Raw genomic sequence first — 16,036 nt, forward strand, 5'->3', positions numbered from 1 at the left:
CTCGCGGGGCCGCTGCTGCCAGGGATGGACGATCGCTCAGGTGCTTCGCTTGCCGCTCCCGCTCCGGTCCGCCCAGCTCCGGCGGGCCGGCTCCGACCTGCTGGTCGGGGTGCTGATCGCGCTGGGCGCGATGCTCTCGATCTGCCTGTTCCTGGTCACCGCCTACTTCGTGGTCCTGTTCGTGATCGGCATCGGCGCGCTGATGCTGCCGATCGTGACCGGGTGGGTCCGCCGGCTGTGCAACGCCAACCGGCGGGCGGCGGCCCGGGTGGGCGTGCCGGTCGAGGTGCCGTACCGGCCGGCGCCGCAGGAGTTCGAGCGGGACATCGTCGGCTGGATCCGCCGCTGCAAGTGGATCCTGACCGACCCGGCCAGCTGGCGGGACCTGCTCTGGCTGCTGCTCAACTCGGTGGTCGGGATGATCGGGTTCCTGCCCGCGGCGGTGCTCTACTACGTCCTGGAGGGGCTGGCACTGGCCCTCGGCCTGTGGCGGCCGGTGCTGCGGGCGCAGGGCACCGGCCGCTGGTACTTCTTCCTCCCGGTCGACAGTCAACTCACCGCGCTGCTGGCCGCGTTGGCGGCGGGCGCGCTGTTCGTCGGCTGGGCCCGGTACAGCCGGGTGTTCCTCACCGTGCACGCGCACTTCACCCGGCTGCTGCTCGGCCCCACCGAGCGGTCCCGGCTGGTCCTGCGGGTGCGGCACCTGGCCGAGACCCGCACCGGGGCGCTGGACGCGGCCGCCGCCGAGCTGCGCCGGATCGAGCGCGACCTGCACGACGGCGCGCAGGCCCGGATGGTCGGCCTCGGCATGACCCTGGGGGCGCTCGAACGCCACCTCGACAGCGACCCGGAGGAGGCCCGCCGGCTGCTGCGCGACGCCCGCAGCTCGTCCGTCACGGCGCTGCGCGAGCTGCGCGACCTGGTGCGCGGCATCCACCCGCCGGTGCTCGCCGAGCGCGGACTGGCGGACGCGCTGCGCGCCCTCGGCCTGGCCAGCCCGCTGCGGGTGGAGGTGACGGTGGACCTGCCGGGCGCGCTGCCGCCGCCGCTGGAGTCCGCGCTGTACTTCGCGGTGTCGGAGCTGCTGACCAATGCGCTCAAGTACTCCGGGGCCGAGCACGTCGAGGTGGTCGCCCGGCACGACGGCGCCGTGCTGCACGCCCGGGTGGTCGACGACGGCCGCGGCGGCGCCGACCCCGCCCGGGGCACCGGCCTGCACGGCATCCGCCGCCGGCTGGCCACCTTCGACGGAACCGTCGACATCACCAGCCCGCCGGGCGGTCCGACCGCCATCACGATGGAGATACCGTGCGCGTTGTCCTCGCCGAAGACCTCTTCCTGCTGAGGCAGGGGCTGATCCAACTCCTGGACGCCTACGGCTTCGAGACCGTCGCGGCCGTCGACAACGGCCCCGACCTGCTGGCCGCCGCCGCCGAGCACCGCCCCGACGTCCTGCTGGTCGACGTCCGGCTGCCGCCGACCTTCACCACCGAGGGCCTGCGGGCCGCGCTCCAGGCCAGGCGGGAGATCCCCGGTCTGCCGATCCTGGTGCTCTCCCAGCACGTCGAGCAGATGTACGCCCGCGAGCTGCTCGCCGACGGCACCGGCGGCATCGGCTACCTGCTCAAGGACAGCGTCTTCGACAACGAGCAGTTCATCGACGCGATCCGCCGGGTCGCCGCCGGCGGCACCGCGATGGACCCGGCCGTGGTCTCCCAGCTGATGGTCAGCCACTCCCGCGACCGGCCGCTCGGCACGCTGAGCGCCCGGGAGCGGGAGGTGCTGGAGCTGATGGCCGAGGGCTGCTCCAACACGGCCATCGCGCAGCGGCTGTTCGTCACCGAGGGCGCGGCGGCCAAGCACATCTCGAACATCTTCGTGAAGCTCCACCTGCCCCCGGACAGCGACAGCAACCGCCGCGTCCTGGCGGTGCTGGCCTACCTCAACGCCTGACCGCGGGCGCCTCCCCCGTGCGGTCGGTGACCGCGCGGCGGAGGACGGCGGCAGCCTGGACGGAGCCGACCGGGGCACCGCCCTCGGCGGGCGCGAGGCGAACGTCGCGAGTCCCGAGCAGCCGGCGGTTCGCCGGGTCGAGGACGAGCTGGGCAGCGCGGCCAGGTGGCGGCGGTTCGGGGCGTGCAGGCCGGGCGGCAGGTTCGCGGCTTCACGGGTCGACGGCGCGGGGCGCGCCCGAGGGGCGTGCGGGTGCGGCTCCGAGTCGGCGTCAGTTCCGCGCCGTCCAGGCGGGCGTCCAGGTGCCGGGGGCGTCGTGGGCGGCCTTGGTGGCGGCCAGGTGTGCGCGCAGGGCGGTCAGCCCGGGGTGCGGGTTGTCGCGCTGCCAGAGCAGGGAGTGCGGGTAGACCGGGGTCGGGTCGGTGAGCGGGATCCGGCGCAGGCCGTGGCTCGCGGGCCAGACCAGGCGGGTGCCGTCGCTCATGAAGGTGGCCAGCGCCGGGGTGTCGGCGACGGTGTCGAGCAGGGCGTCGGAGCCGAAGTTGGGGCCGGTGGCCTCGATGGTGAGGCCGAACTCGGCAGCCAGGTCGTCGTAGTAGGCCGCCCACTCTGAGCCGGGGAGGATGCCGGGCATCCAGATCCGGTGGCCGACCAGTTGACGCGGCGTCACCGTGGGGGCGTCGGCCAGCGCGTGGGCGGGGCCGGTGAGCAGCTGGAGCTGCTCGTCGACCACCCGGGCGGAGGCCAGGTCGTCGGGCAGCGGCCGGCCGGGGGCGGTGACGGCGCGGAAGGTGGCGTCGATGGCGCCGGCCCGGACGGCGCGGACGGCCTCGTCGATGTCCAGCAGCTTCACCACGTCGAGTTCGATCCCGGGGTGGGTGCGGTGGAAGTCGCGCAGCAGCCCGGAGGCCGCGCCGCGCAGGTTGATCACGTCCACCCGCAGCGGGCGGCGGGCGGCGTGCACGGAGGCGACGGCGCGTTCGGCGACCCGCAGCAGTTCGCGGGCGTGCGACAGGAACGCCTGGCCGTCGATGGTGGTCTCGGCGCCGCGCGGGGTGCGGGTGAACAGCCGGACCCCGAGGTCGCGCTCAAGGGCGGCGATGCGCTTGGAGACCGCCTGCTGGGTGATCCCCAGGTCGGTGGCGGCCTTCTGGAACTGGCCCGACTCGGCGACGGCGAGGTAGGTGCGTACGGCTTCGAGGTCCACGCCGCCACCTTAATGAACAACCGATGGTTGTGTCGGAACCCCTCCTCGGTTGTTTGACCTGTGGTTATCCGTCCCGATTGGCTCTCCCTGGTCAACGTGGCTTTGTACGGTGCAGGGGGCGGAGTGGGCAGGCGGCCATTGGGGCGGCAGTTCGGGTGGCTCTGGGCGGCCTACGCGGTGAGCGCGTACGGGTCGGGCCTGGGGTTCGGGGCGCTGCCGCTGATCGCGGTGCTGGTGCTGCACGCCGGCCCGGCCGAGGTGTCGGCGCTGTCGGCGGTCGGCCCGGCGGTGGGGGCGCTGCTCGCGGTGCCGCTCGCGCCGTGGGTGGAGTTCCGGCGCAAGCGGCCGGTGATGATCGCGGCCGACCTGGCGCGGTTCGCCGCCATGGCGTCCGTCCCGGCGGCGTACGCCTGCGGGGTGCTCGGCTTCGTCCAGCTGCTCGCCGTGTCGGTGGTGGTCGCCACGGCGAAAATCGCGTTCGGCGCGGCCGCTGGCGCGTACCTGAAGGCGCTGGTCCGGCCGGACGACCTGCTGATCGCCAACTCCCGCTTCGAGTCGACCAACTGGAGCTCGATCGCGATCGGACCACCGCTCGGCGGGGCCGCGATCGGCGCATTCGGCCCGGTCACCACGGTGCTGGCGGACGCATGCAGCTACCTGCTCTCGGCACTCGGGCTGGCGGCGATCCGCGGCCGGGAGGAGGCGCCGCCGCGACGCGACACCGGCGCGGCCGGATCGCTGCTGGACGGCTGGAAGCACCTGTTCGGCGACCCCGGGCTGCGCCCGCTGTACCTCAACAACCTGCTGGTGTCCGGCCTCATCATGGCCACCGAGCCGGTGCTGGCCGTCCTGCTGCTGCGCCAACTCCACTTCCCCGCCTGGCAGTACGGCCTGGCCTTCGCCGCCCCGTGCCTCGGCGGGCTGATCGGCTCCCGGCTGGCCCGGCGGGTGGTGGCGCGGTACGGCCGGATGCGGGTGTTCCGGACGGTCGGCACGCTGCGCGCGATCTGGCTGATCGGGCTGGTCTTCGTCCGGCCCGGCGTGATCGGCCTGATCACGGTGATCGCCGTCGAGCTGGCGATCATCGTCCACATGAGCCTGTTCACGCCGGTGCTCGCCACCTACCGGCTGGAACGCACCCCGCAGCACCTGGTCGCCCGCACCCTGACCGCCTGGTCGATCGGCCAGCAGGCGACCATCGCCGCCCTCACCGCGCTCGGCGGCCTGCTCGCCGACCTGACCGGCCCACGCACCACCCTCGCCGTCGCCGGACTGCTCGCCCTGGGCACCCCGCTGCTGCTCCCCCGCCGCGAGCCGGCCACGCCGCACCCGCCCGCGCTGCTCGACAGCCCGGCCTGACGCACGCTTCGCACCCACCGCACCCGCCGCATCTGACCATCGGAAACGAGGACACCACCATGCGGAACACCGCGCTGCTCCTGCTGGACTGTCAGCCGACCGTCCTGTCCGCCCTGCCCGACGCGGGGCCGCTGCTCGACCGCCTGGCCCGGGCCGCCACCGCCGTCCGCGCACGGGGCGGCACGGTGGCCCACGTCCGCACCGCGTTCACCGAGGACGACTGGGCGGCCGTCCCCGTCGGCAACACCGTGTTCGCCGCGGTGGCCCGACACCGCGCCCTGCCCGACGCGGACCCGGCCACCGCGTTCCACCCACGACTCGCGCCGCACGAAACCGACCTGGTCGTCCGCAAGACCCGCTTCTCCGCGCTGTCCGGCACCGACCTCGACCGGCAGCTGCGCGCCCGCGGCATCGACACCCTGATCGTCGCCGGCCTCAGCACCGGCGGCGCCGTCCTGTCCACCGCCCTGGCCGCGGCCGACCTCGACTACCGCCTCCGCATCCTGTCCGACGGCACCGCCGACCCCGACCCGGAGCTCCACACGCTCGTCCTCCACCAGCTGCTGCCGTCCCGCGCGGAACCGGTCACCCTCGCCGAACTACTGGCGGCCTGAGAAGCCATCGCACGACACCGCCCGGGACGGCAAGCCGGGCGAACACAGCGAGGAACGCCGTTACGGAGGGCCGGAGTTCGGCGCGACACAGCCGGATCACGGCGACCGTGGCGCGCGCGGCATCACCGGACACCGGGCCGGCTGCGGCGCGCCGACGCAAGCTCGGGCAGCAGGCGCAGCCCGGGCCAGCCGCGGTCGCCGGCTTCCCGGGCCGTCCAGCCGGGCGAAATCCCCAACCACGCAGCGCAGTTCAGCCCCTGCCGCCGCCACTCGCACCCCCGATAGCCTCGGCCGCGCCGACAGCGTCAGCGGTCTCGGCGCCTCCGGTGCCCGGCTCGGGCAGCAGGCGCAGCCCGGGCCAGCCGCGGTCCCCGCCTTTCCGGGCCACCCACCCGATCGGGCGAAATCCCCAACCACGCAGCGCAGTTCAGCCCCTGCCGCCGCCGCTCGCATCCCCGGGAACCTCGGCGGTCTCGGCGGCCTGGTCGCCCGGCTCGGGCTTGGCGAAGAGGACGTCACGGGCCTGGTCGGCCATTCGGAACAGGCCCTCGGAGACGAAGCCGAGGAAGCGTGCGATGTTCTCCAGCCGGACGGCGGCCGGGGTGTCGGGGCCGAGAATCGGAACGCCCTGGCGGACGGTCTCGACCACGGCGGCGTTGGCGCGCGCGCTGGCGATGGTGGCCTGGTACCAGATGTCCTCGTCGAGCACGTACCGCTCGCGGCGGCGGTCGTCCCGTTCGCGCCGGATCATCGTCTGTTCGTCCAGGAAGGCGACTGCCTTGGAGATGGACGCCGGGCTGACCTGGAGGCGCTGGGCGAGTTCCGCCGCGGTGAGGCTGCCTTCGTCGGTGAGCAGCAGCGCGGCCAGCACCCTGGCCGGCATTCGGCTCATGCCGGAGTGCATGAAGACCGTGGTGACGGTCTCCTCATAGGCGCGCACGGCCTCCGGGTCGCGCCCGTCGGCGGGCCGGTCGGAGTACGGATTGCGGGGCAGTGCCGCGCGGCGCTGGGCGCGGTGTTCGGTGGCGCGGTGGGCGAGGTCGGCCCGGTAGCCGGTGGGGCCGCCGTTGCGCATGACCTCGCGGGTGATGGTCGAGGTCGGACGGTCGAGGCGGCGGGCGATCTCGGCGTACGCGAGATCGTCGGCCAGTCCCAGCGCGATCTGCTGGCGTTCGTGCTGGGTGAGCCTGCCTCCCGGCATCGCGGTCTCCTCGGTCGGTGTGCCTGGTGCGCCCCAGCATAGCGTTCACCCACACACCATTGCAACGCACACCATCGCGGCGTTGCATTATCTCCAGAATCATTGCAACGATTTACGCAGCTTCACCTGCTGCGATGCACTTTCATTGCAACAACAGCCTTGCCGACTCCATGAATGCAACGTAGCGTTTCCAATGTCAGAAACGAAGCGCAGAGGAGACGGCCATGCAGAAGTTCGACACCCCCACCACCATCACCGCGGTCATCGACATCCCGGCCGGCCTGCTCCGCCTGATCGCCGCGGACCGCGCTGACACCGTCGTCGAGGTGCTCCCCGCGAACCCGGCGAAGAGCCGCGACGTGCAGGCCGCCGAGCAGACCGAGGTGGTCCTCGCCGACGGCGTGCTTCGGATCGTCACCGCCGCCTCGAACCACCGCCTGCTCGGCCCGAGCGGCGCACTGGAGGTGACCGTCCAGCTGCCGGCCGGCTCGCGGATCGAGGCGAAGGCCGCCGACGCCGAACTGCGCGGCGTGGGACGGCTCGGCGAGGTCGCGTACGAGAGCGCCCGGGGCGCGGTCAAGGTCGACGAGGCGGCCGGCGGCCGATTCGTCCTCCAGGACGGCTCCGTCGAGATCGGCCGCCTCACCGGTTCCGCCCAGCTCGACACCCAGCGCGGCGACCTCACCGTGGCCGAGGCGGCGCGCGGCGAGCTGGTGCTCACCACCCAGTCCGGCTCGATCACCGTCGGCGCGGCCCGCGGAATCTCCGCCTCGCTGGACGCCGGCACCGGCCACGGCCGCATCCACAACGCGCTGCGCAACGCCGACGACGTGCCCGCCCTGGCCATCCGCGCCACCACCAAGAACGGCGACATCACCGCCCGCACCGTCTGACCGCCGCCCGGCAGCGCACCACACCACCGTCTCACCGCGCCACCGCCTCACTGCTTCACCGCCCCACCGCCCCACCGCCCCGACCGGCCGCTGTCCGCACGGCGGCCGGGCCCGGCAGGCACCAACCACCCGGCACCACCTCGCCCCGCAGCAGAAGGAGTTCTCCCATGACCGGCCTGGCCATCGCGGCACAGGGGCTGCGCAAGTCCTACGGGGACAAGACCGTCCTCGACGGCGTCGACCTGTCCGTCCCGGAAGGCGCCGTCTTCGCCCTGCTCGGCCCGAACGGGGCCGGCAAGACGACCGCGGTCAAGATCCTCTCCACTCTCATCCCGGCCGGCCCGGGCAGCGGGCCGATCCGGATCGGCGGGCACGACCTCGCCGCCGACCCGCAGGCGGTGCGCGCCGCGATCGGCGTCACCGGCCAGTTCTCCGCCGTCGACGGTCTGATCACCGGCGAGGAGAACATGCTGCTGATGGCGGACCTGCACCACCTGCCCAAGGCCGAGGGCCGCCGGGTCGCCGCCGACCTGCTGGCCCGCTTCGACCTCACCGAGGCCGCGAAGAAACCCGCCTCCACCTACTCCGGCGGCATGAAGCGCCGCCTCGACATCGCGATGACGCTGGTCGGCAGCCCGCGGATCATCTTCCTGGACGAGCCGACCACCGGCCTCGACCCGCGCAGCCGGCACAGCATGTGGCAGATCATCAGGGAGCTCGTCACCGGCGGCGTCACCGTCTTCCTCACCACCCAGTACCTGGAGGAGGCCGACGAACTCGCCGACCGCATCGCCGTCCTGCACAACGGCGTGATCGCCGCCGAAGGCACCGCCGAGGAACTCAAGCGCCTCGTCCCGGGCGGCCACGTCCGGCTCCGCTTCACCGACCCGGCGGCGTACCGGTCCGCCGCCGGCGCGCTCACCGAGGGCTCCCGCGACGACGAGTCGCTGACCCTGCTGGTTCCGAGCGACGGCTCCCAGCGAGCGCTGCGCTCGGTGCTCGACCGGCTGGACGCGGCGGGCGTCGAGGCCGACTCGCTGACCGTGCACACCCCCGATCTGGACGACGTGTTCTTCGCGCTGACCGGCGCGCCCGCCGTCCCCGCCCAGTCCGGCGCCCCGTCCGGCGCGCCGTCCACCGCCCCGGCCGTCGCGGCCGGTTCCTCCGAGGAGGCTGCCCGATGAGCTCGTTCGCCCTTGCCGTCCGCGACTCGTCCACCATGCTGCGGCGCAACCTGCTGCACGCCCGGCGCTACCCGTCGCTCACCCTGAACCTGCTGCTCACGCCGGTGATGCTGCTCCTGCTGTTCGTCTACGTCTTCGGCGCCGCGATGAGCGGTGGGGCCGGCCGTCAGGCCTACGTCGCCTACCTGGTGCCCGGCATCCTGATGATGACCATCGGCTCCACCGTGATCGGCACCGCCGTGTCGATGGCCACCGACATGAACGAGGGCATCGTCGCCCGGTTCCGCACCATGGCCATCCACCGCGGGTCGGTGCTGTTCGGCCGGGTGATCGGCAGCGTGCTGCAGTCGGTGCTGAGCGTGGTGCTGGTCGGCGCCGTCGGGGTCGCCATCGGCTTCCGCTCGCACCACGCCGGCGTGCTGGAGTGGCTGGCCGCATTCGGCCTGCTGGTGCTGGTCGCCCTCGCCCTCACCTGGATCGCCGTCGGCATGGGCCTGGGCAGCCCCAACGCCGAGGCCGCCAGCAACAGCGCGCTGCCGCTGATCGTGCTGCCGCTGATCTCCAGCGCCTTCGTCCCGCTGCACTCGATGCCCGGCTGGTTCCAGCCCGTCGCCCAGTACCAGCCGTTCACCCCCGCCATCGAGACCCTGCGCGGCCTGCTGCTCGGCACCCCCATCGGCGACAACTGGTGGATCGCCCTGCTGTGGTGCGCCGCCCTCACGGTGCTCGGCTACGTCTGGTCCCGCTCGCAGTTCGACCGCGAGCCGAAGTAATCGCCCCCGCCCAGTGGAGCTGACTTCACGTCAGCTTCATTGGCATTTCCGGGGGTTGTCCCCCTGGGGTTCCGAGTGGTCGCCCCATCCCGCAGCGCCGTGCGGTCGGAGAAGGTGGAGCGACATCGACCACGGGGAGACCACGCCATGGGCGGCAGACGCCGAACAACACACCGCACCGCACTGCCGGGGCTGATCACCCTCCTGCTCGCGGACGACGCCCTCGCCGCCCTGCGGCTGCTGCGCGCCCGGCCCGAGGTCGACCCGGCCCGGGTCGGCCTGTGGGGACTGTCCGAGGGCGCATGGGTGGTCACGCTCGCCGCCGGCCGGGCCTCCGACGTGTCCTTCGTGGTGACCGCGGGCGCGTCCGGCCTCGGCCCGGCCCGCCAGCAGGCCTGCGCGGACTACGACCCACTGCCCGCCTGGGAGCAGCTCCGCGTACCGGTGCCGGTGGAGTGGGGGACGCTGGACCGGGAGGCCGTGCCCGCCGAGAGCGAGCGGATCGTCCGGGACGCGTTGGACCGTGCGGGCAACCGCCACTACACCATCCGCACCGTCCCGGACGTCCGGCACAACCTCCGCCGCAGCTTCGCCGACGGCTCGACCGACCCTTCCAACTGCCGGACGACTACGCCGACTTCGAGTCCCACTGGATCACCGGCCTGGCCGCCGCGCTGCCGCCGGTGTCGGTGGACGCCGCCCCCGTCCAGCAGTACGCCAGCCGGCCGCTCGCCCCGCTCGCCCGGTACGAGTCGCCCTGGCTCCAGGCCGGGTCGGCCGTCGTCTGCCTGATCGGGTTCGCCGGCCCTCCGGCCACCGGCGCCGTCCGCCGACTGCGCCGCCGCCCCGCCCCGGCCGGCCTGCCCCGCGCGGCCCGCTGGGCCGCGCTGACCGGAACGCTCACGGTCGTCGGCACGCCGCTCTACCTGCTGTTCCTGGCACTCGTGGCGGCGGCGCTGCCCGGCCCGGTGCTGGGCCGGTCGATGGTCCGGTCGGTGCTTCAACTGGCCGCCGTGACAACGGTGGTGGCGGTCGCCCTCACCGTGGTGGCGGCCGTCCGGAACCGCCCGGCGCGTGGCAGCCGGGTGCGGATCGGACTTCTGGCGCTCTCGGGCGCGCTGTTCGTCCCGTGGGCGCTGTACTGGGGGCTGCTGCGCCCCTGAGCTGCGGCGGGAACGGTGCGTTGCCGCCTAGTGCTGGTGGATGATGCCCTGCCAGACCGGGTCCAGGGCGAGGGCGGTGAGCTGGTCGCCGTTGAGAACCGGCGGGCCCGGGTAGATGTCGCTCCCCTCGCCCGGGCCGGGGACGGTGCCCGAGGAGGCGGTGACCAGGGTGCCGTCGGTGCCGTACAGGAGGGCCTTCCAGTCCTGGAGGCCGCCCGGCGCCGCCGGGGGGAGCACGACCATCAGCACGCTGCCGTCGGGACGTTGCGTGACGGTGCAGTTGGGCACCGAGCCGCAGTCCGCGGTCGGCTTGTAGTCCGTCGATCCGCTCCGCACGCCGGTCACCTGGGTGAGCTCGATGCGCATGTTGCCGGTCCGCGAGCCGTTGGTGATGGTGTGCCCCGCACCGGCCCGCCACGGGTCGCCGGGCTTCGTCGCCGGCTGGTTCCAGGTGCTGACGATGTGGTAGCCGGCCGGGAGCCGCGCCTCCAGCAGGTTCGCCAGGGGGAGATCTGCCGTGGGCGCGCCGGAGGGCTTGCTCGACGGCGAGCCGGTGTCCGTGGGCTTGCTCGACGGCGAGCTGGTGTTCGTCGGCCTGGTCGACGGCAGGCCGGTGTTCGTCGGCCTGCTGGACGGCAGTTCGGTGGGCGTGGTCGACCCGGACGCGCCGGCCGCCGGCCCGATCCCGCTCACCGCCGGGCTGCCGCTGCCGCCGACGACGAACGCGCCGGCCATCGCCACCGCGGCAACCGCAGCGACCCCGCCCGTCATGACGGCGGCGCGCCGGCGCTTGCGGAGCCGGCCACGGCGCACCAGCTCCGCCGTCGGCGGCCGGCCCGGCGGGGGCTGGCGGTCGGCCAGCACCTCCATCGCGTACGACAGGTCCTCGTGTTCGTTGGTGCTCATGGGCTGACAGCCTCCTGATCCCTGGACCGGCCCGCCGGCCGGTCCTTCGACATGACGGTGCGCAGCCGGGCCATCGCCCGGGAGTGCTGGCTCTTGACGGTGCCGACCGAGCAGCCGAGGACGGCGGCGGTCTCCTTCTCGGAGAGGTCCTCCAGGTGCCGCAGCACCACCACCGCGCGCTGTCCGGTGGTCAACGAGCGCAGCGCCCGGTGGAGTTCGTCCGTGGCGTCGTACCCGTCGCCGGCCCCGCCGGGCCGTTCCGGGAGGTCGGCGGTGAGCGTCTCCCGGCGCCGGCGGCGCCACCAGCTGATGTGGCCGTTGACCAGCATGCGCCGCAGGTAGGCGTGCGGGTCGTCGGCGACCGCCCGGCGCCAGCGGACGTACAGCTTGACCAGGCAGTCCTGCAGCAGTTCCTCGCCGCGGTTGCGGTCCCCCGCGATCAGCGTGGCCGTCCGCAGGTGTCGGGGCCAGGCGACTGCGACGAAGGCTGCGTAGGCGTCGTCCTCGGTTTCTCGACTCACACCGCACACACGCCCGAGCCGGGGTGAAAGGTTGTCAGCAATTTTTCGGGCGGCCCCGGTTCAGTCGACGCGGCTGCGCAGCCGTCGCGCCGCGAGGAGGACCGCAGTGGCGGTGAGCAGGGCGAACAGGGCGCTCTCCACGGCCTGGAAGGTCCAGTAGCGGCCGGCGGGCTGCTGGGTGATCTCCACGTGGATGCGGTGGTCGGCGAGGCAGCCGGGCAGGTCGGTGAGGGAGCTGTGGTCCATGCAGTCCTGGAACCAGTCGGTGTGTCCGACCGGTGCGCCGGTCTCGTCGAGGATCGCGCTGGTGTCGATCACCCACGGCCCGCCGGGCACCCGCAGGCCGCCGATGTCGCCGTAGGTGCCGATCTTGCCGAGGTTGGCGACGATCGGCGCGGTCAGCTGCACCCGGGTCCGCTCGGGTTCCCGGTAGTGCGGCCGGACGAGGGCCGGGACGGCGAGTTGGACCGCGACGAACACGGCGAGCGTGGCGGCCATCGCGGGGACGGTGCGCCGCAGGTGGAGGCCGAGCGTGGCGCCGAGCACGGACGCGAAGGCGGTGTACGCGACGGGGGCGGGCCCGTGCGAGGCGAACGCGACGGGTTCGAAGCGCGCGCCCTCGACGGCGAGGACGGGGCCGGCGGCCCAGCCGAGCAGCAGCGCGACGAGCGCGACCGCGACGGTGCAACTCCCGCCCACCACCGCCAGTTTGACCGCCAGCCAGCGGCGGCGGGTGATGCTCTGGTTCCACACCAGCCGGTGGGTGCCGCCCTCGAACTCGCGGGCGACCAGCGGGGCGCCGCAGAACACGCCGAGCACGGCGGGCAGCACCAGCAGCAGGTAGTCGAGCAGGTCGGTGCGCAGCCGGTACCGGTCGGCGAAGGCGCCGAGCGGTCCGGCGCAGTCCCGGCCGCCGCAGTGCGCGAGGACGTCCTGCTGGGCGTGGTGGATGTCGAGGCCGAGCAGCAGCAGGTAGCCGGCCAGCAGGAGCAGCGCGGCCAGGCCGATCAGGGCCTGGGTGCGGAACTGGCGCCAGGTCAGCCGGATCATCGGTGGGCCTCCGGTCGGGCGGTCGGCTGCCCGGGGCGGGCGGCGAGGGAGAGTTGGGCGAGGACGAGTTCTTCCAGGTCCGGCGCGGTGACGGTGAACGGCCCGTCGGCGGACAGTGGCCGCTCGGTGCGGATCAGGGCGGTGGCCCGGCCGTCGGCGGCCTCGGTGCGGTCCAGCACGGTGACGTCGGACGGCAGGGCGTCGAGGTCGGCGGCGCGGCCGGTCAGCCGGGCGTGCCGGGCGAGCAGCGGCCCGATGTCGCCGTGCAAGTGGACCCGGCCGCGGGCGAGCAGCACCAGGTGGTCGCAGACCCGGGCGACGTCGGGCAGCGCGTGGGAGGAGAGCACGGCGGTGGCGCCGAGCTCGCTGACGGACTCCATCAGGTGGTCGAGGAAGGCGTGCCGGGCGAGCGGGTCGAGGGCGGCGGCGGGTTCGTCGAGGATCAGCAGCTCGGGGCGCTTGGCGGCGGCCAGGGTGAGGGCGAGTTGGGCGCGCTGGCCGCCGGACAGTCGGCCGGCTTTCTGTCGCGGGTCCAACTCGGCGCGGTTCAACCGGCGTTCGGCGAGCGCCCGGTCCCAGCGCGGGTTGAGGCGGGCGGCGAACCGCAGGTGCTCGGCGACGGTGAGGTCCGGGTAGACGGGGGTGTCCTGGGCGACGTACCCGACCCTGGCGAGGTGGTCGGGGCGGGTGCCGGGTTCGGCGCCGTGCACCCGGATCCGTCCGGAGGTGGGGGCGATCAGCCCGCAGGCGAGTTGCAGCAGGGTGGACTTGCCGGCGCCGTTCGGCCCGACCAGGCCGACCACCCGGCCCGCCGGAATGCTCAACTCGACGTCGGCGAGCGCGGTTCGGCGCCCGTACCGCTTGGTGAGGCCGGTCGCCTCCAGCACGGCGGTCACCACTGCCCGTCCTCCGCGTCCTGCTCGGCGCGCCGCGCCCGCCAGGCCCGGATCAGGCGGTAGCCGCCCCAGCCGAGAGCGATCAGTACGCCCAGTTGGACGGCCCACCAGGCGTACAGCAGCGGGCTGCGTTCGGTCTTCTCGGCCACCGCGAGCAGCGCGGCACCGGTCGTCGTTGCGGTCATGGCCCCACGCTCCCGCCCGGCGGCGGCGGCCCGCAGCGGCCGAAGGTACGGTCCGGGCCGGACGGCGTCGTACTTTCGGACGGTTCTGCCGGGGCGGCCGATTCACCTACCGTGGCGGCCGTGAGACGAACGTCGGTGGTGGGGAACGCGGCGCTGGGGGCGGGATTCGCCCTGGTGGTGCTGGTGATGGCCGCGCAGTACGCGGCGCAGGGCCGGGTGTGGGCGCTGGACGCGGCGACCGGTGCGGCGGTGTGCGTGCTGGCGCTGGGCCGGGGGCGGAGCCGCGGCGGCGCGGCGGCCCTGGGGCTGGCCGTGGTCGGTGCGGCGGCGCTGGTGGCGCGGCTGACGGGGCTGCCCGGGGAGCCGGGCGCGGCGGCGGTGCTGGGGCTGCTGGTGCTGGGCGGGTCGGCGGTGCGGACGCTGCCGTGGCGTTCGGCGGCGGTGCTCGGCGTGGCGGGGCTGGCACTGATGGCGGCGGGCCTGTTGACGGCTCCGGCCCCGGCCACGTCCTTCCGGGTCGGCATCGAGGTGTGGGCGCTGGCGCTCGCCGCCGGTCTCGGGCTGCGGCTGCTGGACGACCGCCGCCGGGCCACTGCGGAGGCCGTACGACACGAGGAACGGCTGGCGCTGGCAAGGGAGTTGCACGACCTGGTGGCGCACCACATCACCGGCGTCGTGGTCCAGGCGCAGGCCGCCCGGATCGTCGCCCGCAAGCGCCCCGAGCAGCTGGACGACACCCTCGCCGGAATCGAGGCGGCGGGCGCCGACGCGCTGTCCGCGATGCGCCGGGTGGTCGGCCTGCTGCGCGCCGCCGACGACACCCCGGGGACGGCGCCCGCCACCCCGGGCGCGGCCGAACTCGCCGCGCTGGTCGAGCGGTTCGACGGTCACGGCCCGGACGTCCGGCTGCGGCTGCCGGAGCGGGACGCGGAGCCCTGGCCGCCGGAGGTCGCCACCACCGTGCACCGGATCGTCCAGGAGTCGCTCACCAACGTCGCCCGGCACGCCGCCCACGCCCACACCGCCGACGTCACCGTCGCCCGCACACCCGCCGCCCTGACCGTCACCGTCACCGACGACGCCCCGCCCGGCCACACCCGCCACCTCCGCCCCACCGGCTTCGGCCTCCTCGGCATGCGCGAACGCGTCGAGGCCCTGGGCGGCACCTTCACCGCCGGCTCCGGCCCGGCCGGCGGCTGGACCGTCCACGCCGAACTCCCCGTCCCGGCGGGCGGTGTCCGATGACCACACCCCACCGCACGATGACCACACCCCACCACCCGCCCATCCGCGTCCTGCTCGCCGACGACCAGGCCCTCCACGCCGAACTCCCCATCCCCACAGGCAGCGCCCGATGACCACACCCCACCGCACGATGACCACACCCCACCACCCGCCCATCCGCGTCCTGCTCGCCGACGACCAGGCGATGATCCGCGGCGGGCTGCGGCTGATCCTGGAGGACCAGGACGACATCGTCGTGGTCGGCGAGGCCGCCGACGGGCCCGAGGCGGTCGAGCTCGCCCGTCGGCTGCGGCCGGACGTCTGCCTGGTCGACATCCGGATGCCGGGCCTGGACGGCATCGACGTCACCCGCACGCTGGCCGGACCCGGCGTCCCCGAGCCGTTGCGGGTGGTCGTCGTCACCACCTTCGACCTCGACGAGTACGTGCACGGCGCGCTGCAGGCCGGCGCGGTCGGTTTCGTCCTCAAGGGCGCCGCGCCCGCCCTGCTGATCGAGGCGGTCCGCGCCGCACACGCCGGCGACGCCCTGATCTCGCCGTCGCTGACCCTGCGCCTGCTGCGCGGTCTCACCCCCGTCCCGGCGGCGGCTCCGCCCGGTCGGCCGCTCTCCGCGCGGGAGACCGAGGTGGTGCGCGCCATCGCCCGGGGCCGCACCAACCAGGAGATCGCCGACGACCTGTTCATCACCCTCAGCACGGTGAAGAGCCATCTGACGGCCGTTCAGCAGAAGCTCGGCGCCCGCAACCGGGTCGAGATCGCCGCCTGGGCCTGGCAACACCAACTGGTGGCCGGCCCCTGAGGGCCAGCCACCGGGGCGGTTCCGGGCCGAGGGCGGCACGACCTCCACCACCCCGAACCCGAAGCGTCGCCTCCGCCCAGCCGCACA

Annotated in this window: 18 protein-coding genes; 11 read left to right on the forward strand and 7 right to left on the reverse strand. The window is 74.2% G+C overall.

Going from position 1 to position 16,036, the window contains the following annotated elements:
• Positions 1-49: 49 nt before the first annotated feature.
• Positions 50-1,345 (forward strand): sensor domain-containing protein, encoded by a 1,296-nt coding sequence (locus ACIQF6_RS07795; RefSeq protein WP_400891389.1) that lies wholly within the window; start codon positions 50-52, stop codon positions 1,343-1,345.
• Positions 1,309-1,953, forward strand: a complete 645-nt coding sequence (locus ACIQF6_RS07800; RefSeq protein ID WP_400891392.1) for a response regulator — start codon at positions 1,309-1,311, stop codon at positions 1,951-1,953. The genes ACIQF6_RS07795 and ACIQF6_RS07800 overlap by 37 nt, the downstream gene beginning before the upstream one ends.
• A 271-nt stretch (positions 1,954-2,224) precedes the next feature.
• Here the strand turns inward: ACIQF6_RS07800 and ACIQF6_RS07805 are convergent, their stop codons facing one another.
• A complete protein-coding gene (locus ACIQF6_RS07805; protein ID WP_400891394.1) occupies positions 2,225-3,160 on the reverse strand; it encodes a LysR family transcriptional regulator in 936 nt (311 codons plus the stop codon).
• Between the two features lie 123 nt (positions 3,161-3,283).
• Between ACIQF6_RS07805 and ACIQF6_RS07810 the strand changes: the two genes are divergently transcribed.
• Positions 3,284-4,519: an MFS transporter gene (locus tag ACIQF6_RS07810; RefSeq protein WP_400891396.1), complete on the forward strand. Its 1,236-nt coding sequence runs from the start codon at positions 3,284-3,286 to the stop codon at positions 4,517-4,519.
• A gap of 59 nt (positions 4,520-4,578) precedes the next feature.
• Positions 4,579-5,133, forward strand: a complete 555-nt coding sequence (locus ACIQF6_RS07815; protein WP_400891399.1) for a cysteine hydrolase family protein — start codon at positions 4,579-4,581, stop codon at positions 5,131-5,133.
• Between the two features lie 427 nt (positions 5,134-5,560).
• Here the strand turns inward: ACIQF6_RS07815 and ACIQF6_RS07820 are convergent, their stop codons facing one another.
• Positions 5,561-6,334 (reverse strand): helix-turn-helix domain-containing protein, encoded by a 774-nt coding sequence (locus ACIQF6_RS07820; RefSeq protein WP_400891402.1) that lies wholly within the window; start codon positions 6,332-6,334, stop codon positions 5,561-5,563.
• Positions 6,335-6,558: 224 nt separating this feature from the next.
• On the opposite strand from ACIQF6_RS07820, the gene ACIQF6_RS07825 reads away from it, so the two are divergent.
• The 5 genes from ACIQF6_RS07825 (at position 6,559) to ACIQF6_RS07845 (ending at position 10,347) form a co-directional block, all read left to right on the forward strand.
• Positions 6,559-7,227, forward strand: a complete 669-nt coding sequence (locus ACIQF6_RS07825) for a DUF4097 family beta strand repeat-containing protein (protein ID WP_400891404.1) — start codon at positions 6,559-6,561, stop codon at positions 7,225-7,227.
• Positions 7,228-7,394: 167 nt separating this feature from the next.
• Complete coding sequence (locus ACIQF6_RS07830; RefSeq protein ID WP_400891406.1) at positions 7,395-8,411, forward strand: ATP-binding cassette domain-containing protein; 1,017 nt, start codon at positions 7,395-7,397, stop codon at positions 8,409-8,411.
• Complete coding sequence (locus ACIQF6_RS07835; protein ID WP_400891408.1) at positions 8,408-9,184, forward strand: ABC transporter permease; 777 nt, start codon at positions 8,408-8,410, stop codon at positions 9,182-9,184. Before ACIQF6_RS07830 ends, ACIQF6_RS07835 begins: the two co-directional genes overlap by 4 nt.
• Positions 9,185-9,331: 147 nt before the next feature.
• On the forward strand, positions 9,332-9,976 hold the full coding sequence (locus ACIQF6_RS07840) for an alpha/beta hydrolase family protein (protein ID WP_400891410.1): 645 nt from the start codon (positions 9,332-9,334) through the stop codon (positions 9,974-9,976).
• A complete protein-coding gene (locus ACIQF6_RS07845; RefSeq protein ID WP_400891412.1) occupies positions 9,874-10,347 on the forward strand; it encodes a hypothetical protein in 474 nt (157 codons plus the stop codon). Before ACIQF6_RS07840 ends, ACIQF6_RS07845 begins: the two co-directional genes overlap by 103 nt.
• Before the next feature lie 27 nt (positions 10,348-10,374).
• Here the strand turns inward: ACIQF6_RS07845 and ACIQF6_RS07850 are convergent, their stop codons facing one another.
• The 5 genes from ACIQF6_RS07850 to ACIQF6_RS07870 are packed head-to-tail and all read right to left on the reverse strand — an operon-like array spanning position 10,375 to position 13,905.
• Positions 10,375-11,253, reverse strand: coding sequence for a hypothetical protein (locus tag ACIQF6_RS07850; protein ID WP_400891415.1), 879 nt, complete (start codon positions 11,251-11,253; stop codon positions 10,375-10,377).
• Positions 11,250-11,774 (reverse strand): SigE family RNA polymerase sigma factor, encoded by a 525-nt coding sequence (locus ACIQF6_RS07855; RefSeq protein WP_400891417.1) that lies wholly within the window; start codon positions 11,772-11,774, stop codon positions 11,250-11,252. The genes ACIQF6_RS07850 and ACIQF6_RS07855 overlap by 4 nt, the downstream gene beginning before the upstream one ends.
• Positions 11,775-11,834: 60 nt before the next feature.
• On the reverse strand, positions 11,835-12,824 hold the full coding sequence (locus tag ACIQF6_RS07860) for a hypothetical protein (RefSeq protein ID WP_400891419.1): 990 nt from the start codon (positions 12,822-12,824) through the stop codon (positions 11,835-11,837).
• Positions 12,821-13,720, reverse strand: a complete 900-nt coding sequence (locus ACIQF6_RS07865; protein WP_400891421.1) for an ABC transporter ATP-binding protein — start codon at positions 13,718-13,720, stop codon at positions 12,821-12,823. Before ACIQF6_RS07865 ends, ACIQF6_RS07860 begins: the two co-directional genes overlap by 4 nt.
• Positions 13,717-13,905, reverse strand: coding sequence for a hypothetical protein (locus tag ACIQF6_RS07870; protein WP_400891423.1), 189 nt, complete (start codon positions 13,903-13,905; stop codon positions 13,717-13,719). Before ACIQF6_RS07870 ends, ACIQF6_RS07865 begins: the two co-directional genes overlap by 4 nt.
• 120 nt (positions 13,906-14,025) lie before the next feature.
• Between ACIQF6_RS07870 and ACIQF6_RS07875 the strand changes: the two genes are divergently transcribed.
• Together ACIQF6_RS07875 and ACIQF6_RS07880 are read left to right on the forward strand one after the other, a co-directional pair.
• Entirely contained in the window at positions 14,026-15,150 is a 1,125-nt protein-coding gene (locus ACIQF6_RS07875) for a sensor histidine kinase (protein ID WP_400891425.1), read from the forward strand.
• A gap of 109 nt (positions 15,151-15,259) precedes the next feature.
• Entirely contained in the window at positions 15,260-15,949 is a 690-nt protein-coding gene (locus ACIQF6_RS07880) for a response regulator (RefSeq protein ID WP_400891427.1), read from the forward strand.
• The last annotated feature ends 87 nt before the right edge of the window (positions 15,950-16,036 follow it).

It is taken from the genome of Kitasatospora sp. NPDC092948, assembly GCF_044754805.1.
Taxonomy (GTDB): domain Bacteria; phylum Actinomycetota; class Actinomycetes; order Streptomycetales; family Streptomycetaceae; genus Kitasatospora.

Bases quoted from the DNA above. Each gene is read 5' to 3' on its own strand.
- ACIQF6_RS07850 (WP_400891415.1), bottom strand. From the start codon at position 11,253: ATGAGCACCAACGAACACGAGGACCTGTCGTACGCGATGGAGGTGCTG.
- ACIQF6_RS07880 (WP_400891427.1), top strand. From the start codon at position 15,260: ATGACCACACCCCACCGCACGATGACCACACCCCACCACCCGCCCATC.
- ACIQF6_RS07820 (WP_400891402.1), bottom strand. From the start codon at position 6,334: ATGCCGGGAGGCAGGCTCACCCAGCACGAACGCCAGCAGATCGCGCTG.
- ACIQF6_RS07870 (WP_400891423.1), bottom strand. From the start codon at position 13,905: ATGACCGCAACGACGACCGGTGCCGCGCTGCTCGCGGTGGCCGAGAAG.
- ACIQF6_RS07840 (WP_400891410.1), top strand. From the start codon at position 9,332: ATGGGCGGCAGACGCCGAACAACACACCGCACCGCACTGCCGGGGCTG.
- ACIQF6_RS07860 (WP_400891419.1), bottom strand. From the start codon at position 12,824: ATGATCCGGCTGACCTGGCGCCAGTTCCGCACCCAGGCCCTGATCGGC.
- ACIQF6_RS07825 (WP_400891404.1), top strand. From the start codon at position 6,559: ATGCAGAAGTTCGACACCCCCACCACCATCACCGCGGTCATCGACATC.
- ACIQF6_RS07835 (WP_400891408.1), top strand. From the start codon at position 8,408: ATGAGCTCGTTCGCCCTTGCCGTCCGCGACTCGTCCACCATGCTGCGG.
- ACIQF6_RS07830 (WP_400891406.1), top strand. From the start codon at position 7,395: ATGACCGGCCTGGCCATCGCGGCACAGGGGCTGCGCAAGTCCTACGGG.
- ACIQF6_RS07815 (WP_400891399.1), top strand. From the start codon at position 4,579: ATGCGGAACACCGCGCTGCTCCTGCTGGACTGTCAGCCGACCGTCCTG.